The sequence below is a fragment of the Colwellia sp. SU-HH00943 genome, assembly GCF_057546125.1.
The window spans coordinates 25,732-49,466 of record NZ_BAAJLW010000006.1; the positions used below are offsets into that span (position 1 = coordinate 25,732).

Annotated in this window: 21 protein-coding genes; 14 read left to right on the forward strand and 7 right to left on the reverse strand. The window is 37.8% G+C overall.

Annotation, left to right across the window (positions count from 1 at the left end; genetic code table 11):
- Positions 1–12: 12 nt before the first annotated feature.
- The 5 genes from AC27GZ_RS15160 to AC27GZ_RS15180 form a co-directional block, all read right to left on the reverse strand.
- Positions 13–1,896 carry a TRAP transporter permease gene (locus tag AC27GZ_RS15160; RefSeq protein WP_487096209.1) on the reverse strand — a complete coding sequence of 628 codons (1,884 nt, stop codon included), beginning with the start codon at positions 1,894–1,896 and terminating at the stop codon, positions 13–15.
- 72 nt (positions 1,897–1,968) lie between these two features.
- Positions 1,969–2,904 (reverse strand): TAXI family TRAP transporter solute-binding subunit, encoded by a 936-nt coding sequence (locus AC27GZ_RS15165; RefSeq protein WP_487096210.1) that lies wholly within the window; start codon positions 2,902–2,904, stop codon positions 1,969–1,971.
- Positions 2,905–3,477: 573 nt separating this feature from the next.
- Positions 3,478–4,344 carry a fumarylacetoacetate hydrolase family protein gene (locus tag AC27GZ_RS15170; RefSeq protein ID WP_487096211.1) on the reverse strand — a complete coding sequence of 289 codons (867 nt, stop codon included), beginning with the start codon at positions 4,342–4,344 and terminating at the stop codon, positions 3,478–3,480.
- Positions 4,345–4,939: 595 nt separating this feature from the next.
- The gene (locus tag AC27GZ_RS15175) at positions 4,940–5,698 is read right to left on the reverse strand and encodes a hypothetical protein (RefSeq protein WP_487096212.1); all 759 of its coding nucleotides are present in this window, start codon (positions 5,696–5,698) and stop codon (positions 4,940–4,942) included.
- A 163-nt stretch (positions 5,699–5,861) separates the two neighbouring features.
- Positions 5,862–6,611 (reverse strand): hypothetical protein, encoded by a 750-nt coding sequence (locus tag AC27GZ_RS15180; RefSeq protein WP_487096213.1) that lies wholly within the window; start codon positions 6,609–6,611, stop codon positions 5,862–5,864.
- Positions 6,612–7,218: 607 nt separating this feature from the next.
- Between AC27GZ_RS15180 and AC27GZ_RS15185 the strand changes: the two genes are divergently transcribed.
- From AC27GZ_RS15185 to AC27GZ_RS15195, 3 genes are all read left to right on the forward strand, one after another.
- Positions 7,219–7,986 (forward strand): SapC family protein, encoded by a 768-nt coding sequence (locus tag AC27GZ_RS15185; protein WP_487096214.1) that lies wholly within the window; start codon positions 7,219–7,221, stop codon positions 7,984–7,986.
- A gap of 138 nt (positions 7,987–8,124) precedes the next feature.
- Entirely contained in the window at positions 8,125–10,206 is a 2,082-nt protein-coding gene (locus AC27GZ_RS15190; RefSeq protein ID WP_487096215.1) for a coiled-coil domain-containing protein, read from the forward strand.
- A gap of 66 nt (positions 10,207–10,272) precedes the next feature.
- The gene (locus tag AC27GZ_RS15195) at positions 10,273–10,890 is read left to right on the forward strand and encodes a YjaG family protein (RefSeq protein ID WP_487096216.1); all 618 of its coding nucleotides are present in this window, start codon (positions 10,273–10,275) and stop codon (positions 10,888–10,890) included.
- 4 nt (positions 10,891–10,894) lie between these two features.
- Here AC27GZ_RS15195 and AC27GZ_RS15200 read toward each other — a convergent pair whose 3' ends face one another.
- Positions 10,895–11,641, reverse strand: coding sequence for an MBL fold metallo-hydrolase (locus AC27GZ_RS15200; protein ID WP_487096360.1), 747 nt, complete (start codon positions 11,639–11,641; stop codon positions 10,895–10,897).
- A 12-nt stretch (positions 11,642–11,653) separates the two neighbouring features.
- Positions 11,654–12,241, reverse strand: coding sequence for a 16S rRNA (guanine(966)-N(2))-methyltransferase RsmD (rsmD, locus tag AC27GZ_RS15205; protein ID WP_487096217.1), 588 nt, complete (start codon positions 12,239–12,241; stop codon positions 11,654–11,656).
- 122 nt (positions 12,242–12,363) lie between these two features.
- Between rsmD and ftsY the strand changes: the two genes are divergently transcribed.
- The 11 genes from ftsY (at position 12,364) to AC27GZ_RS15260 (ending at position 23,705) form a co-directional block, all read left to right on the forward strand.
- Positions 12,364–13,560 (forward strand): signal recognition particle-docking protein FtsY, encoded by a 1,197-nt coding sequence (gene ftsY, locus AC27GZ_RS15210; protein WP_487096218.1) that lies wholly within the window; start codon positions 12,364–12,366, stop codon positions 13,558–13,560.
- 42 nt (positions 13,561–13,602) lie between these two features.
- The gene (gene ftsE / locus AC27GZ_RS15215; RefSeq protein ID WP_487096219.1) at positions 13,603–14,316 is read left to right on the forward strand and encodes a cell division ATP-binding protein FtsE; all 714 of its coding nucleotides are present in this window, start codon (positions 13,603–13,605) and stop codon (positions 14,314–14,316) included.
- Positions 14,309–15,286, forward strand: a complete 978-nt coding sequence (gene ftsX / locus AC27GZ_RS15220) for a permease-like cell division protein FtsX (RefSeq protein WP_487096220.1) — start codon at positions 14,309–14,311, stop codon at positions 15,284–15,286. The genes ftsE and ftsX overlap by 8 nt, the downstream gene beginning before the upstream one ends.
- A 223-nt stretch (positions 15,287–15,509) precedes the next feature.
- Entirely contained in the window at positions 15,510–16,364 is an 855-nt protein-coding gene (gene rpoH, locus AC27GZ_RS15225) for an RNA polymerase sigma factor RpoH (protein WP_487096221.1), read from the forward strand.
- A 200-nt stretch (positions 16,365–16,564) separates the two neighbouring features.
- Positions 16,565–19,018: a TonB-dependent receptor plug domain-containing protein gene (locus tag AC27GZ_RS15230; protein WP_487096222.1), complete on the forward strand. Its 2,454-nt coding sequence runs from the start codon at positions 16,565–16,567 to the stop codon at positions 19,016–19,018.
- A gap of 212 nt (positions 19,019–19,230) precedes the next feature.
- Entirely contained in the window at positions 19,231–20,790 is a 1,560-nt protein-coding gene (locus AC27GZ_RS15235) for a putative bifunctional diguanylate cyclase/phosphodiesterase (RefSeq protein ID WP_487096223.1), read from the forward strand.
- Between the two features lie 122 nt (positions 20,791–20,912).
- A complete protein-coding gene (tatA, locus tag AC27GZ_RS15240; RefSeq protein ID WP_487096224.1) occupies positions 20,913–21,158 on the forward strand; it encodes a Sec-independent protein translocase subunit TatA in 246 nt (81 codons plus the stop codon).
- A gap of 3 nt (positions 21,159–21,161) precedes the next feature.
- A complete protein-coding gene (gene tatB / locus AC27GZ_RS15245) occupies positions 21,162–21,620 on the forward strand; it encodes a Sec-independent protein translocase protein TatB (RefSeq protein WP_487096225.1) in 459 nt (152 codons plus the stop codon).
- Position 21,621: 1 nt separating this feature from the next.
- Positions 21,622–22,398, forward strand: a complete 777-nt coding sequence (gene tatC, locus AC27GZ_RS15250) for a twin-arginine translocase subunit TatC (RefSeq protein WP_487096226.1) — start codon at positions 21,622–21,624, stop codon at positions 22,396–22,398.
- Positions 22,395–22,901, forward strand: coding sequence for a hypothetical protein (locus tag AC27GZ_RS15255; protein ID WP_487096227.1), 507 nt, complete (start codon positions 22,395–22,397; stop codon positions 22,899–22,901). Before tatC ends, AC27GZ_RS15255 begins: the two co-directional genes overlap by 4 nt.
- A 12-nt stretch (positions 22,902–22,913) precedes the next feature.
- Entirely contained in the window at positions 22,914–23,705 is a 792-nt protein-coding gene (locus AC27GZ_RS15260) for a TatD family hydrolase (RefSeq protein WP_487096228.1), read from the forward strand.
- Positions 23,706–23,735: the final 30 nt, after the last annotated feature.

Here is a 23,735-nt window from a genome sequence, read left to right on the forward strand (position 1 = left end):
GTTCCTATAAAATTAAGCCTGTACGGGCTTCTGTTTAAAACGTTGAAAAAAGAAAATGCCTATTAATATAACAATGCCGATAGCTGCGGTGATTAGCCCTTGGAAAAGCAATAAAAGCCCTGCTAAAGCGGCAGCCACTCGCGTAGGTATATTAATGACGTTGTTAATGCAGCCTATGATTGCAATTGCAATTAACCCCATGCCTATAAAGCCGGTAATAACAGCGATAAAATTATTGAAATAACTATCTTGTAGGAGTAAACCAGGACCAAATACAAAAGCAAAAGGTAAGATAAAGCTTGTCAAGCAATAAGCGGCAGCAGTCCACCCAACTTTGTTGATATCGGCTTTTGCTATTCCACCTGCGACGTAAGCTGCAAGGGCAACAGGGGGAGTAATAGTTGAAATACAGCCATAGTAAAAAACGAAAAAATGAGCGGTTAACATAGGGACACCTAATTTAACCAAGGCGGGCGCGACTACAGTTGCCAAAATCAAATAGGCTGCTGTTGTTGGTAAGCCCATTCCTAAAATAATAGATGTCACCATGGTAAAAAGAAGCGCTAAAAATAAATGACCACCTGAAGCGACATCTATTAATAATGCGATTTTTGAACCTAATCCTGTAATACCTAAAATGCCAGCAATAATACCTGCTGCAGCACATGCGGCTGATATAGTCACTACAGATTTAGAGCCATCTGTGATGGCGCCAATAAGTTTTTTGATGAAAGTCATGTCTATTTTTCGATGACGAACGACATCAAGAGTTAACAGAACACTCATTGACCACAATGACGCTTTAAAAGGCGAATAACCAAGTAGCATCATCACAATTAATGTTACGAATGTGGCAATAAACGGTAAACCTTCTAGCAGGACTTGCCTTAAAGGGCGATCATCCTTTTTTGATTCTACAGCAGGTTTTATACCCGACTTTACTGCTCTTAAGTGAACAATGATAAATGCTGAGCCAAAAAATAATAATGCCGGTATTATGGCGGTTGACATAACCTCGGTATACGGAACACCCACAATTTCAGCCATAATAAATGCTGCTGCTCCCATTACTGGAGGCATTAGTTGTCCGCCTGTTGAAGCTACTGCTTCAATTGCTGCTGCTTGGTGTGGTTGGTAGCCTTCACGCTTCATAATAGGAATAGTAACAGTACCTGTAACGGCGACATTACCGGCAGCTGACCCTGAAACCATACCAATAAGTGTTGAAAATATTACTGAGGATTTTGCGCTAGCGGCACGAAGTCCGTGAGTAGCTCGTACTGATATTTCAAAAAAGAAATCGCCTGCGCCGAAGCGTGAAAGTAAGGCGCCAAATATGGTGAAAACTATAATATATGTAGCAGCAACCCCGATAGGTATTCCGTAAACACCAGCTGTATCAGTCGTTAAAAAGATAACGATACGTTCAAGGCTATAGCCTCGTCCTTCTAATACACCTGGTAAATAAGGTGCGATAAAAGGGTAGCTAAAGAAGGTGAGAGTAATTAGCGCTAATATATTGCCGACACCCCGTCTAGCTGCTTCAAGAACAAGAGCAATAATAAGCAAACCAGCGTAAAAGTCTTCAGTTTCGGTTAAACCGCCACTAAAGGCGATAGGTTTCCAACGCATTAGCATCCAAACGCCAGCAGTTATAACACCGATTATTAATACACCAGAGAGTAATCTATTGAATAACGTGCCTTCTAATTTGCTTGTTAACGGCTTGATTGCGAATAACAGAGAAAATGCCAGGATTACATGAATAATTCGCATTGGCATTGTCGAAAGAGAATATAGGCCAGACACAACGAAAAGATGGAATATGCCTAAGCAAAATGCTGCTACAACAATTAGCTTAATCCTAAAATCTTCAAATGAACTAAATAACTTCATGTGCAATGTTTGACCTATATTTGTATAAAACCACTAACGCCTATTTTGGCTATCTAACAGACCCTTATGTGATTACTTTTTGAAATAACGAGCAGCTCCTTCATGCAAAGGTATTGCTAAATCTTTAGACATTTTCGGATCAATTTGTTTAGCATTTGCGTTCTCAGCTTTAAACTCGGCAAGGTGGTCAAATATGGCCGCGGTTATTTTTTCCACAACATTAGCGCCCATAGTACTAGGCACTACTAACATGTTGTTTACACCAATCAATTTTCCTGATTGTTTTGTGCCGTAAACATCTGCAGGTACTTCAACAGCTTGATAAGCACTATTTTTGGCTAGAGCTTGATCTAGCTTACCTGAAGAAAATGAAATAAATTTTAACTTGCTCGAAGCACTGGCTTGCATAACTGCGCCCGCAGGATAGCCAGATAGAGCAAATACCGCATCAACATTGCCATCGGTAAGTTGGCTAAAACCGTCAGAGTACGATAAAAAGCTTGGTGTCATATCATCTAAGGACATACCGTGTAATGGTAATAGGAAGTTAAGAAAACCTAATGTACCACCGCCTGCTGGACCAACAGCAACACGTTTACCTTTTAAATCTTCAATGGTATTGATGTCGGAACCTTCAACAACCATCATGTGTAATACACTCGGGTGTAACGCTGCTACAGCTTTTAAGTCAATTTTTCCTGAACGATAAGGACCTTTTCCTTTTAACGCTAAGACAGCTAAATTATTGTTAGTAATTGCAATTTCTACCTCGCCAGAATGTACTAAACGTGGGTTTTGTACGGAACCACCTGTTACAACAGGTACCATAGAGATATTATCACCAGCGTATTGGTTGACTAAATTAGAAATACTCTGGCCCATAGGGTAAAACGCGCCCCCTAGGCTTGCAGTTCCTAGTCTAAGTTCTTCACTAGTAGCTAAGTTAGCAGAAAGGCCCATGATTAAAGCGGCTGTTATTTTAATTATTGCTTTAGAAAGTTTTTTCATTTCACGTACTCTTTTTAATTAGTGTGTTTTAAAATTTATACCAAAGTAGTGTTTTATGCAATTAAAAACGATTATTTAATTTCTTGGTTGTTTTTAGCGATATTATTTCGATTGAGTTGAGCTTGCCTATTAAAAGGGGGGCACTAAATATTATAAGAGCTTGAGCCTATGCTTAAGGAGAAAATAGTTAATTTTACAATGAGTGAGTTTAATCGTTGATAGGGTGGTTAGCTTCTTTTACTTATAAAGTTCTTTTTAGCCGTTTTATTTTTTCGTGAAAAGTAAAGCTCTACCGGCCAAAAATAGATAGCAGCCTATGGAAGTTGAGGCGGCTGCGTAGTTAGGTGCTTGTTTGAAGTTTATAGGTATTGAGACTATTTATTGAAAACTAAAGTAACAGCAATACCTTGCAAAATAGAAAGGTATTGCTGTTGCCATTTCTATTTCGTGAAAACTGGTATTGCCGAAGCTAGGGCAAATTCAACTTTCTTAGTTATCAATTTGGCCACCATTATTGATTCTATTCGCGCTAGAGAATGAAAAAGAAGTTAAACTAGAGAGATAACTTAACGACTATACTTCATTAAGAACCTGGTTACTTAAAATACCAATACCTTCAATTTCAACTTCACAGATATCACCTTCTTTCATATAGACGGGTGGTTTACGTGCATATCCAACACCTGCTGGAGTTCCTGTAACTATCACGTCACCAGGCTCTAATGTCATACACTCACTAAGCTTGGCTATTAAATCATCCATAGGGAAAATAAAGTCAGCAGTATTTGCATCTTGCATGGTATGGCCATTTAACCTTGTTTGTATTCTTAGGCCATGGGCACCAGGTGGTAACTCGTCGGCACTTACAAATTCAGGACCAAAAGCACCAGTATCGTCAAAATTCTTGCCAATCGTCCATTGAGAACTGCGTCGTTGGTAATCACGTAAGGTAGCATCATTGAATATCGAATAACCAGCGATGTAATTTAAACCATCTTCTTTCGCAACATGGCGAGCACGTTTACCAATAATAGCAACTAGCTCTGCTTCATAATCAAGTTTGTCAGAGCAGATAGGTCTCAAAATAGGCTGGTTATGGCCGATTAATGACGATGCACCACGATAAAATATTTCAGGGTATGACGGTGGCTCAACACCGCCTTCTTTAGCATGTGCCGCATAATTTCTACCAATGCAGATTATTTTTGGGGGACGAGTAATTAAGGGAATATAAGTGATGCTTTCATGATCAACATATGCGTCACTAGTTGCCTTCTTAGCTAATGTGTATGCATTAGTAAGTGCTTCTTCCCCTTGCGCTAATAAAGCACCGAAGCATGTTGGAATATTTGGATCTACCTTAGATAAATCGACGATGTTTTGATCAATCAAGCAACCTACTCGTTGCTGACCATCAAGTGAAAATGAAATGAATCTCAAGTTATGACCTTAATTTTGAAAATAGAATTAGCTCATAGTAAATAAGCGGTATTATATTGTCAATAACAAAAATATCGATTATATTCATTTTTGTTATTGATAATAGGTAAACATGTGTGGGTAATATTTAGGTAACTTTGTACTTAAACTTCTTTTATCGTTGCTCTTAAATATTCATCTGGAGTGAGAATATACTGGAATATATCAAAGCCAAAGGAAGTTAAATTTCAATTGTAGAGGGTAAGAGGAGATATCTCGCCAACAACTATTTTCTAACGCACAGCTTAGTTACATCATGCAGAGTTCTTTGATACTTGCACTTTTTCTTAAATAAGCGGGTCACATATAAATTTACGAAGCTGAACCTAGATCGAACGGTGAAGCTAATTTGAACTTTAGTGTCACCGTTTTCTTTTTTGAGGGAAAATGGAAGAGGTATCTATTTTATAACCATCATTTACCTTGATAAGAAATGATTGTATCTAACTAGATAAGTTTACATGCTTGCTCAAGTTGATAGCCTGAGCAGGTATGACAGAAAATTGAACTCAATAAGGTTGAGCGTTCATCATCCAACCTTATTGAGTTTTCTACATTATAGCCCGCTCATTTCAGTATTGACTGTGATAATTTCGTGCCATTGATTCTTAAATACTTCTGCATAATTAGCTTGAAAGGCTTTAAAACTGCCTTTTCCATATAACTCTTCAAAATGTTTTGAAAACTGCCAGTCTTCATCCATTTCGGCAAGATTATCTAACGTTGAAAGCGCTAATAAATGCCGGTCATTTTTGCTTCCTTGAATAAATTGGTTATCCATAACAGCCCAGTATTTCACTTTACCTATTTTCTCAAGCGTCTTTTTAACTTGCATCAGCAAGTATTTTTTGACTGCAGGTTCCTTACCTTGGTTAACAGTTAAATATCTCGCGATGAACCTTTCTGGCGATTTGGCTTTATCATTTAAATTATTGATGACTAGACCATCCAGGTTTCGCCAAATCTCACTTTGCTTATATGAAGTAATGTAAGGATTAATATTATCTTCCCAATCTTCATCGTGCTTTTTATTATCAGGCCTTGCATCTAATTCTGAAAAGCTAACAGGTCCCATAACCCAAATTAACTCGTTAGTACTAGGGCCATAAGTAATGTTATATATCTTTGTTTTTAGTGGGGCTTTTGTATGATACTTTTTTATATGCGCACGCATATTTTTGGTAAATTTTTTGGCGTTTTTATTATCGATAGTAAATCGAAAAGTGTCCCATTGGGTGTAGGATTTTGTTTCTTCAGCGAAAGTAGAAAGTGCAAATAATGCACTCGTTGCAACAAGTATGGCTATTATTTTCATAATATTGCCCCTAGATTATATTATTACAACCTTAAGACACATGCCCCAACGAAGACGCCAACAATAGTAGATAACGAGGTAGTATAGTCAAGAAACATAGAATAGCTAATTCGCTCTGTTTTTAGGACTTGATGCATTAATTAAAGATGAGCAATAAATGATGTTATGGCTTTATTTCAACGAGCTTTTTATTGCAATTATTTAGGGTTGGCTTTTCATGAAACCTTGCAAAAAGGTTTGAATACTTGGGTAAATTAGTAATTAAACTCTTTTCAATTGCTGTTCTTAATTGTCTATCTGAAACATTAGTGTAGTGATAAATATCAAAGCCAAAAGCACTTAAGTTTTTAAAATAGAAAGTATTTAACTTAGACAAACATAAAAACCGATTGTAGGCGGGATAAGGGGATATCACGCCATCAACTAAACCGCTATCAAGTAATTTAGATACACCCTTTGGTGTTCTTTCATATTTACACTTTATCTTAAGCGACTCACATATCAATTTACCAAACCCGAACCCTGATTGAACGGCATAGCTAGCCTGGGAATTAGCGTCACAGTTTTCTTTTTTGAGACAAAAAATAGCTACTTTTACATGGGATAATGGGATATCTATTTTGTATTGACTACCAAGTTTATCTGCGAAAAAACTGTTACGGTAGCCTTCGGCTTGAATTCGATTTTGTTTTAATAAATTAAACCCCCGCGAGGGTGAAGTAAAAATGAAAGAGGGCTCTATATTAACATCGCCATATACCTTGATAAGAAACGTTTGTACTTCTTTGGAGAAGTCTGAGTTTTCAAGAGGTTGTGGCAGGTTTATTACAAAGTCTTGTGCTTTTACATATAGACTGATGAAACACAAGAATATAACTGAAATTTTAATCGTTAATGGAGAGGATTTTAACATTTGTAGCCACTACTTGTTTTAGTCATTTAAGTGTAGCGGCATAAAACATTTATATCAAAATATTCACCGCACAGTGATCTCAAGCGTTTGAACTAGTGTTATCAGTTTTGTTTCGGTTGGTATTTAGGGTGTGAAGCTAAATAGTCACACCAGGTGCTAAAGTTTTTGTGGTTAAAGCGCGGATCCGTTGCTTGATACCATTTAGATGGCTGCCTTGGTGGTAGAATAAACCTAATCTTATGGCCGTCAATAGCAACGTAGCACACTAATTCTTTTTGTGTTTGGTTAACTATTTGTATTTCAGCTAAGTTTTTTAAATTTCTTTTGTGCTTAATCAGAGTTTTAGGTTTCGTAACACCATAAAATGATACCGATATAAGTAGCAAACAAAGCAGAATTTTTGTTTTCATCGTGACAACCTAAATATTTTTTTGAGAAAAAAGTAATTATTTTTAAGTTTAGTATTGAAAGCTCAAAAGATGTCTCCATAACTTATACAAGCAACAAATAACGCAGTAATTAAAACACAAGTTCAATTACATTATTATAAAAATATCCGCTTACCTTTAAGTAGATAAAATCAGTACAATAAGAAAGAGATTCAATTATGGCTAATTTCGTTCCAGTAAGAAAAGAACAGCACCAAAACTTAAAACTTGCAAAATCACGCGACTTAACACACGTTACCGATCAGCATATCATTCCTGTAACAGCAGCTGAATACGCACAAGCTTCAGCTAGCTTTCCAATTGTACTTGTTAAAAACCCAGACTCAGAGCGTTATCGCAGTGTGGCTATGCTTGGCTTAGAAGCAGGCGAAAACTTATATTATCAAGATGAAAAATGGACTGGCTTATCATTACCACAAAGCATTGCTATGGTACCTTTCTCATTAGGCCTTGATCCAGACAAAGAAAATACTTTAACGGCTTGTGTTGATCTAGACAGTAAGTTTGTAGGTGAAGATCAAGAGTTAGCACTTTTTGAAGAAGACGGTAAAGAGTCTGAAGTATTAACAAATGTTCAACAAGCGCTTGGTCGTTTATATGACAACGAAAGAATGACAGAAAACTTCATTAAAGAGCTTGATGACAATGAATTATTACAAGAGCTTGAGCTAAATATTAATTTAAGTACCGGCGAGAAGAAAAAATTGGTTGGTATTTTCACTATCAATGAAGACAAAGTGAAAGCGCTAGCAGAAGATAAAGTCGTTGATTTCCATAAGCGTGGTTTATTTGTACCTATCTACTCTATGCTAAGCTCATTAAGCCAAGTTAACCGTTTAGTTCAGTTACGCAATCAAACGTCTGAAGCGAAAGTGACGGGTGTTCAAATTGCGCCAGTAGGTCAAGAAGCTAAAGAAGAAGCGTAGTTTTAATAACTAATATTAATTAAAAGGAGCTTTTTAGCTCCTTTTTTTTATTTAAAGTTAAATAAACTCAATTGCTTATTTCGATAGCTGCATTCTTGTGCTAATTTAATGGTACTAGTATTTGAGCGTGGAAATGAAATGGCAGAAAAAGATAAGCTTTCCAAGGATGTAGAAGAGCAAATTCAAAGTTTAGCAAGTGATGTTTATATTCAAATAGAAGAAAAACTAACACAGCTAATATCTGCTGCAACGCCAGAAAATTCAAAAGATAACAAGTCTGTAGAGCAAGATCCTGCCTATATTGCTTTGCAAAATAACTACCAAACTAGCCAAAGTGAATTAACAGAAAAAACTAAAAATTTCTCTGAAAAAATTACGACTTTAGAGAAAGAAGTGTCTTCACTTACTGGCCAACTTAACGATGAAAAAAATAAACAGCAAGACAGTGAAAAACAACTAAAAGCACATGATGTCGATGCTACAAATAAAATTTCTCAACTTGAAGAAGAGCTAAGCCAAACTCAAGAGCAATTAGCAGATGAACAAGCTAAACTTGAAGCAAGTGAGCAAAACTATCAAGTTGAATTGACTCAAAATAACATCAACTTTACAGAAACCATTGAGCGTTTAGAGCATGAGAATAAACGTTTAAAAGATTCATTAACACACGAGCAAGCTAAGCTACAATCTGAGCAGCAAACGTTACAAGCAGAAATATCAGAGCAAGGCCAAAGTTTACAACAAACAATCGTAACCCTAGAGCAACAAGTCGCCACTCAACAGCAACAACTACAGCAAGAGCAAGATAAGTCGAGTGAGTTAGCGAAAGTATTAAAAAGTACCACTGCAAAAAATGAGCAAACTCAACAGGAGCAGCAACAAGAAATTTCAACGCTGAATGAAAGTTTAGCGGTATTAGCTGAACAAGAGCAAAGCTTGACAGAGCGGTTAGATATTGTCGAACAGCAAAGAGATAATACTGAAAGTAAGTTAAAAAAGGCAGAAGCAACTTGGCAAAAAACAGATGAATTGCAAACGCATTCTTTAATTGAACAGAAAAATAAAATTGTTACATTAACTAAACAGCTAAATGTTGCACAAAGCGATTTAGAACATATTCAAGAACAGCATAAACAGCAACTATCTAATAGTAATTTAGCGGCGGAGCAAACAGCTGGTAAACTTGACGAGCAAATACAACAGTTACAATCTGAAACGGAGCAACAACAAAAAACACTCGCGGTACAAACCAGCACTTTAGCGGAACAAAAAGCTCAAATTGTCGAATTAACCGCACAGCTTAGCGCTTCTCAAAATGACTTAACACAGTTTCAAGAGCAACATAAACAACAAGTTACGGATAACGAATTAACCACGAAGGAAGTTGTGGCTAAACTTGATGGTCAAATACAATCGTTGCAAACTGAAACGGAACAACAGCAAAAAACATTAGCATTGCAAACTGGTACCTTAGCGGAACAAAAAGCTCAAATTGCTGAGTTAACTACTCAACTCAATACTTCTCAGTCAGACTTCACTCAACTTCAAGAACAACATCATCAAGCCTTTACTGCTAGTAATCAAGAAGCGGGTAAGAAGATTGATCAGTTAACCCTGGAGTTGCAACAATTAACCAGTGAGAGCAAGAAGCAGAAACAAACCATTTCCGATCAACAAGAACAGCAAACTTTCTTAGAAGAAAAAATTAAACAGCATGTTAAAATTGCTCAAGATTATAAGCAGGAAATCTTGCAGACCAGTGATGAGCTAGCTAAGTTAAAACAGCAGCACCTTGAAGATAAAAAATCAGCTTCATTATTACAAAAGCAATCGCAACAAGAAAAAGAAGCAGCTGAGCAACAAATCGAAGAATTAACTCAAAAAAATAAAGAGTTAGCTGAAAATTTAATTACTGAGCAAGCAGATATTAAGCTCTATCAAAAAGAAGCTGCCTCGTTAAAATCACAAGTGAAATTAGCGCAGGAAGGGCAAGAGAATATTCTTAATCGTTTTAATGCCAATAGAGACAAACAGGAAAAAGAAAATAATCAAGTACGTGAAACTATTAAGTATTTACGCGATGAAAACTCTGAGATGATCACCCAACATAATCAGCAAAAAGAGCAATTTATCGAACAGATTAATGATTTAGAAAGCAAGCTAACCGAATATCGACTTAAATTCGAATATGCGCAAAAGCAATTAAACCAAAATAGTTAAAAGTAAGCGGCTAACTTTTCGCGTATAATAGCCATTTACGATTTTTGATTTTTATAAGGGCAGCACTTGGCTTTACACCTTCCTTTTGCAAAACTAAGTTACTGGCAACAAGTTGCTTTTTCAGCCGCAATAATTGAACGCATGTTGCCTAATTACCAAATGTTTTCAACGGCAGCTGAATTTGGTGATCATAGCATCATCCGCAATCAACTCGATCTTATCTGGCAATGGTTAGATAAAAATAGTGCAGTTAAAATAAATATCGATGCGCAATTAAATAAGCTCGAAGAGCAAACGCCGGATCCTGAAGAGTTTGACTTTTTTGGTGTTTTTCCTGCACTAGATGTGTGTATGGCAATGATGTCAGTCTGGCAGCTCATACAAAGCAAGGGGAAAGATAAACAGAATGAAGATGTCAGTAGCGTTAGCAGGTTATCCTACAACAGTGTTAGCTACTATGTAGAATTACTCATAGCTGAAGAAGACGATGAAGAGAACATTCAAGCCTCTGAAGAAGCACATGTTCATGCGATAAAAGCGCACCCGCTTATCGTTTGGGAAAAAGAAACACAAAATGAATTGTTTGATTTTTTAAAGTTAGCCGCAGAAAATAAACGTTCATGTCAGCTTGCGAAAAAAATGGCTTTATCCGAAGGTTTGTCAAATTTAGGCATAGAAATCTAGTCGATTACTTTACAAATACTTGCCTTAATTTGGCTTTTACTGAGCGCCAATGAGTCATTGGCTCGGTAGGGGCTTTTGCTAATACTTGCTCAAAGTCTTCTTGGGTTAAACGAAGTTCACCACCGTGGGCAAGAATCACACTATCAGCATTCATATTCGCTATTTTTGAGACAGAGCTTCGATACCGATTCGGGTAAAAAACTGGAAAAGGGGGAATAAGCCCTTTTTTAATACTTACGATTAAATCCGCAATATATATTTTATTGGTAGGTAAGTGGTGCAACGAAATATCTCTATCTGTATGCCCTTGGGTTTCAAGCACTTGCCAATCATTAAAGCCTGGTAATAAATCACCTTCATTGAGTTGATAATCAGGCTTTAAGATACTTGAATACCATAACCAACGCTGCTTTTGTTGCTTTTTATTGGCAACATAGCGGGTTAAAAGTAAATCCGTTAGATGCATCATCTTACCGTCAAAACCGCTATACCATTGGCCCGGAACATTGGCACTAGCTATTTTACAACGGGTGAGTTTTCTTAGCTTGTGTGCGGCTCCAGCATGGTCAGGATGCATATGCGTAACTACTACTAAGGTTAAGTCTGTGAAAGGGCGTGCGAGCGTTTCAGTAATAAAGCGTTTGATTAAAGGAACATCAGCACGACAGCAGCCATCAAGTAATAATAATTTATCAGCGTATTCAGCCAGTAAAATTGACTGAATATAACCATTAAACACATGTAATTTTATCATGGTAAACGCTTATTCTTGTACTTGGTAGAGACGGTAAGTCACTTGGCCAGCAGTTTTCTCTTTGAGTAATTGCCAGTTATTGGGTAACGAAGGGCTGGTTTCAGTTTCCATTTCTAGATAAATTAATGCCTGTTTATTGAGCCAACCTTGGGTAAGTAATTGCGCCGTTTTCTCAACTAAATTTTGGCGAAATGGCGGATCAATAAAGATGATATCAAAACCTTGTTTGGTTGCATTTCCCAAAAAAGACAACACATCGTTTTGCATAACCGTTAAGTTGCTTGCTTTTAATAACGCCTTGTTGGCTTCTAGCTGCTTAACAGCAGGCTTATGTAGCTCTACTAAAGTTACTAGTTCAGCGCCACGAGAGAGTGCTTCAAATCCTAAGCTGCCTGCTCCGGCAAAACAATCTAAACAATGAGCCTTATGTAGGTAGGGTGCTAACCAGTTAAATACCGTCTCTTTTACTCTGTCGGTGGTCGGCCTTAAACCATCAGCCATCAAAACAGGTAGTTTTCTGCCGCGATGTTTGCCAGCGATAATACGAATATTTCCGAGTGGAGCCTTTTTACTATGTGGTTTTTTACCTTGATTCATATCACTGACAGCTAGATGATTTGATGCTAATATAGCGGCAATTTTATCCCTATTTGGTCTTAATACCAATTAAATAACACAAATTACTTAGGTCGAAGATAGTGTCGAAGAAGAAAAAAGGTATGTTTTCCTGGTTAGGCTTTAGTCAGGACGAAAAAGAGAATGTCACAACGGAGCAAGCTCAAACTGAAGAAAGTGAAAGCGTTGAAGAAACGTTATCAGCATCAGTTGAGTCTGCACCTAATGATGATAATCCCGTTGAAAGTGTTGCACAGAATATTGAAGATGACTTGCCAGAGCCAGAGCCAGAGCCAGAGCCAGAGCCAGAGCCAGAGCCAGAGCCAGAGCCAGAGCCAGAGCCAGAGCCAGCAGAGGAACCTGAAACGCAAAAGCCACAGTCTAACTTAGGTTTTTTTGCTCGTCTTAAGCAAGGTCTGAGTAAAACGCGTGCCAACTTAGGTGGCGGCTTAGCTGATTTATTTCGCGGAAAGCAAATAGACGATGATTTATTTGAAGAGTTAGAAACACACCTTTTAATGGCCGATGTTGGTGTAGAAACCACGATGAAAATCATTGACTCGTTAACGCAAAGTGCCAATCGTAAACAGTTAAAAGATGCAGAAGCTTTATACGAGCTGTTAAAAATAGAACTTAAAAAAGTTATTGAAGATGTCAGCGTACCGTTAGATATTAATAACAGCGAAGGCCCATTTGTCATGTTAATGGTGGGTGTTAATGGTGTTGGTAAAACCACAACTATTGGTAAACTTGCTAAGCAATTTCAAGCAGAGGGTAAGTCCGTTATGTTGGCTGCTGGTGATACATTCAGGGCTGCAGCGGTAGAGCAATTACAAGTGTGGGGAGAACGTAACGACATCCCAGTTATTGCTCAGCATACAGGAGCAGATAGCGCATCCGTTATTTTTGATGCGATTAGTGCTGCAAAAGCACGTAATGTTGATGTCATCATTGCTGATACAGCAGGTCGTTTACAAAATAAAGCCCACTTAATGGAAGAATTGAAAAAAGTGGTTCGAGTAATGAAAAAACTTGATGTTAATGCACCTCATGAAGTGATGCTAACGCTAGATGCGGGCACAGGGCAAAATGCGTTAAGTCAAACTCAGTTATTTGATGATGCTGTTGGCTTAACAGGGTTAACCTTAACTAAGCTTGATGGTACCGCTAAAGGTGGTGTTGTTTTTGCCATTGCAGATAAGCACAACATTCCAATTCGTTATTTAGGTGTAGGAGAAGGTATTGATGATTTACGTCCATTTGTAGGTGATGATTTTATTGATGCGCTTTTTGAAAAATAGTAATAAACTGCACAACAACTAGATAATAAATAACAATAAAATATGATCAGTTTTAATAGTGTTAACAAAACTTACCCAGGCGGGTTTCTTGCGCTAAAGCAGGTTAACTTTACCCTGCAAGCCGGCGAAATGGCCTTTTTAACAGGGCACTCAGGGGCAGGTAAAAGTACATTATTAAAACTAATTTCCATGATGGAAAAGCCTAGCTCAGGCAGTATTTTAGTCAATCATTGTGAACTTGCGAAAATAAAGTATCAGCAAATCCCCTATGTTCGTCGTGGCATAGGGATGATCTTTCAAAGTCACAACCTGTTAAAAGACCGAACGGTTTTTGATAACGTAGCATTACCACTGATAATTGAAGGCGTTAGTCGAAAAGAAATCCAAAAGCGAGTTGAAACGGCTCTGGAAAAAGTACATTTAGGTGCCAAGCTTAAATGTTATCCACATATGTTATCTGGCGGTGAACAACAACGAGTAGGTATCGCCCGCGCTATTGTCAATAAACCACCTATTTTACTAGCAGATGAACCTACAGGTAATTTAGATCCCAAACTATCCTTAGATATTATTCGCCTTTTTGAAGAATTTAATGCTGCTGGCGTCACTGTCCTCATTGCTACTCATGACTTGGGGTTAATTGCCCGAATGAAGTATCGTACCCTCACACTTAAAGAAGGCACCATGATTAATGATGGCTTAGTTGATGGTTTACAGTCTGAGCCAGTAGCAAGTCAAGGAGTGTACAATGGTTAAACATTTGCACTCAAGTGGATTAAGTGGGCGAAGTAGTTTCTTGAGACGATTATTAACCTTACCTATTCGTCATTTACAGCAAGCCATAGGTAGTTTAGGAGATTTATGGCGAACACCATTTACCTCTGTGATGACTGTTTTTGTTTTGGGTATTAGTTTGGCATTGCCTGCTACGTTACATCTCTTTGTTAAAAATGCTCAACAAGTGAGTGAGCAGTGGGATAGTGCTTCACAAATCACCTTGTTTTTAAAGTTATCCACTAGTGAAAGTAGTGCGCAAAGCCTTGTTAAACGCATTAGCTTGTATCCAGAAGTTGATAGTGTTCATTATATTTCAGCAGAGCAAGCGTTAAAAGAATTTAAAATTTTATCTGGATTTGGTCAATCATTAGAGTATTTGAACAAGAACCCACTGCCTGCAACTTTGTTAGTGACACCTACGCAAAGAGCAAGCCAAGCACTTGCTGCCAATGAGTTATTGATTAAACTGCAGAAGGAACGAGAAGTTGATCAAGGTAAGTTAGATCTTGAGTGGTTAACTCGCTTAGAAGCCATGGCACAATTAATACAAGATATAGTGATAGGAGTGGCATTATTACTTTGTCTATCTGTGGTACTTATTGTTGGTAACACGATACGTTTAGCTATATTAAATCAGAAAGATGCTATAGCTATCATGAAGTTAGTTGGGGCAACCGATAGTTTTATTCAACGACCATTTTTGTATAGTGGTATGTGGTATGGCATTTTTGGCGGCTTACTTTCTTGGTTAGCGGTTACCTTACTTGCCCAATATTTAACATCAGCCATTAGCCAGTTAACTGACTTGTACGAAAGTGATTTTCAGTTGCAAGGATTAGCAGTGAACGAAGCTTTAGTGTTGATAGTTTTTGCAGTCTTATTGGGCTTGGTGGGGAGTTATATCTCAGTACGTAAGCATATTCGTACTATAGAGCCTAATGCCGATTAATTAGGCTGATTAACAGTAAGTCATTGCTATATCTAGGCTAATTTTAGCTAATTACAAATTTTCACAAATTATTCATTAATTAAATGAAAGATCATCTTGTTTTGCCCTTTCTATTAAGCTAATGTTTGTGTTCGCTTGGCTGGGAGCAGCTAGTTAAAATTGCTGTTTTATGTTACAGTGACAAGCGAAGGGAAGTTCAGTTTTAGTACGAAAGAGGTCATTTATGAGTAATACAATGCAGCTAGCCGTTTCACAAAGTGGCAGTATAGAAGCATACATGCAATCAGCATACAGCATTCCTATGCTTAGCGCTGAAGAAGAGCATGATCTTGCTACTCGTTTGCATGAAGAGAATGACTTACAAGCAGCACAAAAGCTTATCATGTCACATTTACGTTTTGTTATTCATGTTGCCAAAGGCTATGCCGGTTATGGTTTAAACCAAGCTGATTTAGTGCAAGAGGGTAATGTTGGTCTGATGAAAGCTGTTAAGCGTTTTAACCCAGAAGTAGGCGTGCGCTTAGTTTCATTTGCCGTGCATTGGATCAAAGCTGAAATCCACGAGTATGTATTAAAAAACTGGCGTATTGTTAAAGTTGCAACGACTAAAGCGCAACGTAAATTATTTTTCAACTTACGTAAAAATAAAAAACGTTTAGGCTGGTTTAGCCAAGATGAAGTCAATACTGTTGCTGAAACATTAGGCGTTAGTACCAAAGACGTTTTAGAAATGGAAAATCGTATGAGCAGTCATGATCAAGCCTTTGAGCTTTCTGCTGATGACGATGACAATGCAAGTGCAAGCAGTTTTTCACCAGCTTTATATCTTGAAGATAAACAATCTGATTTAGCTGTTGAAGTAGAAAATGCTAATTGGGAAAACCATGCAAATAATCGTTTATCAACTGCTTTAGTAGCGTTAGACGAACGTAGCCAAGATATTATTAAAACGCGCTGGTTAGATGAAGATAAGTCAACTTTACAAGAGTTGGCCAATAAATATCAAATATCTGCTGAGCGAGTTAGGCAGCTTGAAAAAAATGCTTTATCAAAATTAAAAAACACTATGGTGTTATAAAGCAAAATAGATAATTTTAAAAACCGACATCTGTCGGTTTTTTTGTGCCTGAAATTTATATAGTCCCTCCACAAGTGCTTAAAATAGCTCCAGTTAAGTTACAAAGATAACAATTCCCCAACATTTCTTAACGAACTTTTTTGAAACGATCCTGCAGTATCTATGGTGTCTATAACAACCAGAGAAACTCAGAGATCTTTATGAAAAAAATTTCCAATACAAAAAACCGTATTAATCAAGCAGTGATTTTCGGTATAGCAACAACATCTATAACAACAGCGCAAGCATTGGCTGAGGAAGGTGTAGATGAAATAGAGCGCATTGCAGTCACTGGCTCTAGAATAAACAGAACAGATATCGAAACGGCAAGCCCAGTTACTGTTATATCATCAGATTTTATCCTAAAGAGCGGTTATACCTCAGTGCAAGAAATCTTATCGGCACAGCCAGCAGCAGCCGGTATGAGTCTAGGAGCCACCTCAAATAATGGCTCTGGTGGTTCAGCAACGGTTAACTTACGTGGTATGGGTGTACAACGCACTTTGGTATTATTAAATGGTAAACGTATGGTTGCTTCAGGTACAGGAGCAGACTCATCTGTTGATTTAAATACTATTCCGGTTTCTATAATCCAATCGATAGAAATTCTTAAAGATGGTGCTTCAGCTGTTTATGGATCTGATGCAATTGCAGGTGTTGTGAATATCATCACTAAAAAAGACTTCCAGGGTACAGAAGTTAGAGGGGAAGGAAGTATCACTGATAAAAGTGATGGTGAGAGTGGTGGTTTCAGCATTTTGCATGGCACTGATTTTGCCGGTGGCAACTTAGTTGTTGGTGCCCAATATTCAAATCGTGGTGAAATTATTCAGGCGGATCGTGATTTTGTGCCCGCAGGTGAGTCGTCATATATTCCAGAGGGTTCACTAGGTGGCTTAGTGCCAGATGGTAACGGTGGTTGGAAAGAAAGAGATAGCTCATATGACTATACACAAGACAGCTACGCTCAAACACCCAATGAATTGTTTAGCTTATTCAGTAGCTTTAATACTGAAATAGCCTCAGATACAGAGTTTAGTGCTGATTTCATGTATACCCGACGGGACTCAAATCAACAAATGGCTCCGCAACCGGCAGCGATCGATTTAGATACTAGCTTACTTGATGATATATATACCGAACAATTTGAAGATGAAGACGGTAATTTACCCGATGAGCTATTGTATAAGCGACGCATGGTTGACGCTGGCCCTCGTATATATGAGCAAGTTACTGATACCTATCAAGCTTCGATTGGTCTGACTGGGTATTTAGATAATGATGATCAGTGGAGTCTTACTGCAACCTATGGCCGCAATGACTCCAAAGACAGAGTACAAAACTCAATCCATGGCGGTAACATGGAGCAAAGCATTTATGAAAATCAAGATTTATGGTTTAGTGGTGACCAAATATCACAAGACTTCTTAGCCGCACAAGGCATTATGTATACAGAAGAAAATGAAGGAGGTAATGAGCAATTTACTTTGGCGGCAGGTTACAGCGGCGTAAGTGAAAATGATATTGGCTATGCTTTTGGTATTGAAAGTCGCTTTGAAAGCGGTTATTACACGCCAGATGAGATAGTACAAGCTGGTGAGAGTACAGCGGCACAACAAGATCCTACAGCTGGTAACTATTCAGTGCAGTCAATGTATGCTGAAATATCTGTACCATTAACTGATGCTTTAACAGTTGATGCTGCGACTCGCTACGATAATTACTCTACTTTTGGCGGTGCAGCGACGTGGAAATTAGGAGCAACTTATCGCTTCACTGAAACATTTATGCTTCGTGCGGTTGCAGCTACTGGCTTTAGAGCACCGAGTGTTAGTGAGTTATATGGCGGTAATTCAGGCTCTTTTGACTATCTCGATGATCCATGGGGAAATGAAGAAGACTCTCAGATTTTAGTGAACTATACCAGTGATGAAAACTTAAAGCCTGAGGAAAGTGAGTCATTTACATTTGGTGCCGTATGGGAAATCAGTGAAGGATTGTCTACGACCATTGACTACTGGGAATTTGATATCACCAATGCGATAGCCAGAGTGAATGTTCAGGCGCAATTAAATGCTTGTGAAGCAGGTGATTTAAGTGCTTGTCAAACAATTAATGTTACCCCTGATGGTGATTTATCGAATATGACCGCAACATTGACTAATATCGGCCAACAAAATACGTCCGGTATAGATTGGAATATCAGCTATAGTCACGACATCTTTAAAGTTACCTTAGATACAACATATTTACTTGAATTCGAAGAAGATGATGTCAGTTATGAAGGGACTATTGATGGTAATATGGGAGGTTATTCGCAATTAAAATCTAATTTAACCGTAAGCGCCAATATCAGTGAAGATTTGAGTTTATTGTATACAGCAAATTACATTAAGGGTATGGAAGGGAGTAATTATAAAACAGACGATGTTATATACCACAATGTATCTGCAGCATACTTCATTAACAACGATTGGCAGGTAACTGGCGGTATTAAAAATATATTTGATACAGATCCAGAGCCAGTGCCAGATGGCAATGATATGAATACCGTACCTAACATTTATGATGTTGTGGGTCGAACATTCTTTATCAGTACGACTTATCGTTTCTAATAAGCTAAGTAATTAGAATAACCATCAAAAGCGGCAACTTTGTTTGCCGCTTTTTTGTTGTCTTTTTGTTGTATAGTTACATTCTAGTAACTTTTTACCGATTAATGCTAGCCTAGCTCAAAAAATTTGATACACTTAGCGCTCAAAAATAATACTAATAAAAGCTTTTCTTCATATATAAACACAAATAATACGTTTGGAAAAAGCTAAAAATGGGAACCTTGATGGAACCAAGGGATAAAAAACAGCCGAGTGCGCCGCAAGAGCTGCATCAAGTTAAGTTGTTGTTGCAAGAGTTGCAACAAGCTAACGAGCAACTTGAATTAGAAAAACAGCAGCGAAAAAAGCTAGAGCAACAGCATTTAAAAGAGCTGGAGTCTTTAGTAGCTGAGCGTACCCAAGAATTGCAAGCCGCAAATTTAAATTTGCGTATGCAAATGGCTGAACGACGTAAAGCTGAAGAACAGCTTTATTTTGAAGCCCATCATGACGCCTTAACCAAACTTCCAAACCGAGCTATGTTTTCCGACAGGCTCAGTTATGCCATTCGACATTTAAAGCGCCATCCTAATCAACGTTTTGCGGTTCTTTTTATTGACCTAGATCGCTTTAAAATGATCAATGATACTTTGGGTCATCATACCGGTGATATGTTTTTAGTTGAAATAGCCGATCGCCTACGTGCATGTGTACGTGATAATGATGTTTTAGCGCGTTTAGGTGGCGATGAATTTGTTATTTTACTCGACTCCCTTAAATCTGATGATGCAGAAGATGTTGCTGAGCGCATCATTAGTGCTATTGAAAAGCCTTATACGATTGAAAATAACACCCTGTACTCTAATGCAAGCATTGGTATTGCTGTTTGTGGTACTCAATATAAAAGTTCAGATGAAGTATTACGTGATGCTGATGCAGCTATGTATCAAGCTAAAAGTTTAGGTCGTGGTCGTTATGTGTTTTTTGATGACAGCATGAGAGAAAAACTGATTGCTACCATGACGCTAGAACAAGAGCTTCGCTTAGCAATAGACAAGCAGCAGTTTGAATTACATTATCAGAAAATTTCTAACCTGAATAACTCAACCACCATTGGTTTTGAAGCATTATTACGCTGGCGACACCCTAAGAAAGGGATATTAACACCGAGTGAGTTTTTATTTCTTGCAGAAGAAACAGGTATTATTTTAACGATAGAAAACTGGGTTGTCGAAGAAGTCGCAAGGCAGTTATTATCATGGCAGCACGATAGCCAGTATCAGCACGCTTTTATTGCTATCAACATCTCAGGCAGGCATTTAACACAATCTAACCAGCTAAATAACCTGATCACTTTAATTAAAGAGCAAAGCTTTGAGCCACAAAAACTGATTTTAGAGTTTAATGAATCGGCGTTTTCTCAACAAAATGAAGTTGCATTACAAGGCTTAAGAAAATTAAAAGAGCTAGGTGTTCGATTAGCGCTAGATGATTATGCTTCCGGCGTTTCATCATTTAGTTTCCTGCATAATTATCCATTTGAGTTTATTAAGTTAGATCGAGAATTTATTCGTACGTTAAAACATAATAATAAAAACCTTTCATTAGTGAAGGCATTGCACGATCTAGGTGAGCAGTTTGGGTATCGACTTGTCGCTGAGGGTATCGAGAGCGAAGAAGTTTTGGGTAAATTGCACTCTGTTGGTTGTGATTTTGGTCAAGGCTATCATATTAGTCGACCTCAAAAATTATCGCTTTCCCCCTTCGGAAGTCCTGATAAATCTTACGCATAGTTCGGTTATATCCTAACAAACTTTAATCTAGCGCATAAAATTCTTATTAGTAGAGTGTTTTGCTCGTTTCATGAGATAATTTCGGTGTTATACTGCAACTAATTAGATTATAGGAGTTTGTTATGGGTGGTATCAGTATTTGGCAATTATTAATTATTGCTGTCATTGTTGTATTATTATTTGGCACTAAAAAGTTACGTAATTTAGGTGGCGATTTAGGCTCAGCAGTTAAAGGTTTTAAAAAGGCTATCGGTGATGAAAATGAGGCTGCTAAACCTGCAGAAAAGACATCTGAAACTTTAGCTGATAACACTGCGGAAAGTGGTGAAAAAGTAAAAGAAAGCCAAAAAGAAAATAGTCAGGCGTAGTCGATGTTTGATATTGGTTTTTGGGAGTTAATGCTGATAGCAGTAATGGGGCTAGTGGTGTTAGGGCCAGAGCGTTTACCTGTTGCTATTAGAACGGTACGAAGCTGGATAGGCGGTGTTCGAAAATTTAGCGATACCGTTAAAACTGAGTTATCAGAAGAGTTACGTATTCATGAGTTGCATGCCAATTTGAAAAAGGCAGAACAAAGTAATATGAGTAACTTAAGCCCTGAGGTTGCGGAGTCGGTAAAATCATTACAAGAGGCTGCTGATATGGTTAATGAACCATTTAAGCAAGTTGATACAAGCCCATTAGATTCAATGATTTCTTCGTCATTAGCAACCAAAGATGCTCATTCAGCATCGTCAAGTACAAGTGATGCTGAAAAAGTAGCTCAACAGAGTATTGACTCACCATCACCAGACGAAACACAATCTCAATCATCAGAGCAAAAATCATAAAATGAGTTCATATTCTCAGCAGCCAGAGCCTACAAAAAGTGCAACGCTTTTTGATCACCTTCTTGAACTTAGAACGCGTTTGTTACGTGCTGTTTTAGGTGTACTTGTTGTTTTTTGTAGTTTAGTTTATTTCGCTCAAGATATTTACCAGTACTTAGCTCAACCATTGTTATCTACAATGCCGTCAGGTTCTCAAATGATTGCAACTGATGTTGCATCACCTTTTTTTGCGCCTTTTAAATTAACTATAGTGTTATCTATTTTCTTAGCTATGCCTTATATTTTATTTCAAATATGGTCTTTTGTAGCACCTGGGCTATATCGAAATGAGAAAAAACTGGTGGCGCCATTAATGTTAGGTTCAACATTATTGTTTTATGCCGGTATCGCATTTGCTTATTTTCTAGTGTTTCCTGTTGTTTTTGCTTTTTTTACATCAGTAGCACCTGAGGGCGTTGTGATTGCAACAGACATTAGTAGCTATTTAGATTTTGTTTTAAAGCTGTTTTTTGCCTTTGGTGCCGCGTTTGAAATACCTATTGCGATTATTTTGATGTGCTGGACCGGTGTAACAAGCCCAAGTAGCTTAAGAAAAAAACGTCCTTATGTGGTTGTTGGTGCCTTCGTCATTGGTATGCTGTTAACCCCGCCGGATATTATTTCACAGTCAATGTTAGCTATTCCTATGTTACTTTTATTTGAGCTGGGTATCATCATTGCCTCATTAAACAATAAAAGTGATGAAACAGAAAACGCAGAAGAGGAAATCAATTCATGAAAATTTTCATGAAAGTTGCCATTAGCTGTATATTGGTATGTTTATGGTTAAGTGTGGCTCATGCTGAGACGGCTTTACTTGATAAGTTAAATCAGTGTCGAACAGTTTCAATAAATGAAGAACGATTAGCTTGTTATGATGCGTTAATACCAAAAGTGCAACCTGCAAATGTTGCCGAAGAAGTTTCTATTGCTGTTGAAACTAAGGCTGATCCAGCAGTCACTAAAAAAGAAGTTGATGATTTTGCTAAAGAACATTTAAAGAAAGCACCAGAAGAACAAGGGCTGGAAAGTATATCTTCAACGGTTACCAAGCTTAAAAAAATGATCAGAGGTCAGTGGATTATTGATTTAGCGAATGGACAGCAATGGCAACAAAAAGATAGTAAAACCATTAAATTGAAAGTTGGTGATAGCGTTAAGATGAACAAAGGGGCGATGGGAGCAATTTACCTTTATAAAGAAGGTAGTCATCGTAGTATCCGTGTAAAGCGATTGAAATAGCGGCAGAGTCATTTGTTTGATATAGGTGTTAACTTAACCAACAAGCGTTTTGATAAAGATCGCACTGATGTTATTCGTCGTGCAAAAGTGCAGGGGGTTACAGGCCTGCTTATTACTGGTACAAGTGTTAAAGAAAGTCAACAAGCACTAAATCTGTGTCAGTATTATCAGGGGCAATTTCCTGATAGCTTATACTCGACGGCGGGTGTACATCCACATGATGCGGATGGCGTTAGTGATGACTACATATCGCAGTTAACTCAACTGGCTAGCAAACCTGAAGTAAAGGCTATTGGCGAGTGTGGTTTAGATTTTAATCGAAACTTTTCTGCACCAGCACAACAACTTCAAGTGTTTACTGCGCAAGTGAATTTAGCTGCCCAGTTAAACATGCCGCTATTTTTACATCAGCGTGACGCCTTTGAAGCATGGTTTTCAGTGCTTGAGCCTTTTATCGATGAAGTGCCAGCTATGGTGGCGCACTGCTTTACGGGTAATAAACAAGAATTAGAGCAGTGTTTATCGGCTGGTATGTATATTGGCATAACAGGTTGGCTATGTGATGAGCGCAGAGGGCAGGAGTTACGAAATATTGTAAAGCTAATTCCTTTAGATAAATTATTGATTGAAACGGATGCTCCGTATTTAACGCCACGCACCATTAGACCGAAACCTAAAAGTAGTCGTAATGAGCCGAGTTATTTACCCTATGTGGTTGAACAACTGGCAATGTTGACAGGTATTGACCCGAAGGAAATAGCTTGCCAAACTAAGCTCAATACAGAAAATGTTTTTAACTTATAACTAAAGTATTTATGTAGTGACCAATTTTAT

Excerpts from the sequence above, each read along its gene's own strand:
- tatB (WP_487096225.1), top strand. The coding sequence starts at position 21,162 with ATGTTTGATATTGGTTTTTGGGAGTTAATGCTGATAGCAGTAATGGGG.
- AC27GZ_RS15180 (WP_487096213.1), bottom strand. The coding sequence starts at position 6,611 with ATGTTAAAATCCTCTCCATTAACGATTAAAATTTCAGTTATATTCTTG.
- rpoH (WP_487096221.1), top strand. The coding sequence starts at position 15,510 with ATGAGTAATACAATGCAGCTAGCCGTTTCACAAAGTGGCAGTATAGAA.
- AC27GZ_RS15230 (WP_487096222.1), top strand. The coding sequence starts at position 16,565 with ATGAAAAAAATTTCCAATACAAAAAACCGTATTAATCAAGCAGTGATT.
- AC27GZ_RS15160 (WP_487096209.1), bottom strand. The coding sequence starts at position 1,896 with ATGAAGTTATTTAGTTCATTTGAAGATTTTAGGATTAAGCTAATTGTT.
- AC27GZ_RS15190 (WP_487096215.1), top strand. The coding sequence starts at position 8,125 with ATGGCAGAAAAAGATAAGCTTTCCAAGGATGTAGAAGAGCAAATTCAA.
- AC27GZ_RS15185 (WP_487096214.1), top strand. The coding sequence starts at position 7,219 with ATGGCTAATTTCGTTCCAGTAAGAAAAGAACAGCACCAAAACTTAAAA.
- AC27GZ_RS15235 (WP_487096223.1), top strand. The coding sequence starts at position 19,231 with ATGGGAACCTTGATGGAACCAAGGGATAAAAAACAGCCGAGTGCGCCG.
- ftsE (WP_487096219.1), top strand. The coding sequence starts at position 13,603 with ATGATCAGTTTTAATAGTGTTAACAAAACTTACCCAGGCGGGTTTCTT.
- AC27GZ_RS15165 (WP_487096210.1), bottom strand. The coding sequence starts at position 2,904 with ATGAAAAAACTTTCTAAAGCAATAATTAAAATAACAGCCGCTTTAATC.
- AC27GZ_RS15175 (WP_487096212.1), bottom strand. The coding sequence starts at position 5,698 with ATGAAAATAATAGCCATACTTGTTGCAACGAGTGCATTATTTGCACTT.
- ftsX (WP_487096220.1), top strand. The coding sequence starts at position 14,309 with ATGGTTAAACATTTGCACTCAAGTGGATTAAGTGGGCGAAGTAGTTTC.
- tatA (WP_487096224.1), top strand. The coding sequence starts at position 20,913 with ATGGGTGGTATCAGTATTTGGCAATTATTAATTATTGCTGTCATTGTT.
- tatC (WP_487096226.1), top strand. The coding sequence starts at position 21,622 with ATGAGTTCATATTCTCAGCAGCCAGAGCCTACAAAAAGTGCAACGCTT.
- ftsY (WP_487096218.1), top strand. The coding sequence starts at position 12,364 with ATGTTTTCCTGGTTAGGCTTTAGTCAGGACGAAAAAGAGAATGTCACA.
- rsmD (WP_487096217.1), bottom strand. The coding sequence starts at position 12,241 with ATGAATCAAGGTAAAAAACCACATAGTAAAAAGGCTCCACTCGGAAAT.
- AC27GZ_RS15255 (WP_487096227.1), top strand. The coding sequence starts at position 22,395 with ATGAAAATTTTCATGAAAGTTGCCATTAGCTGTATATTGGTATGTTTA.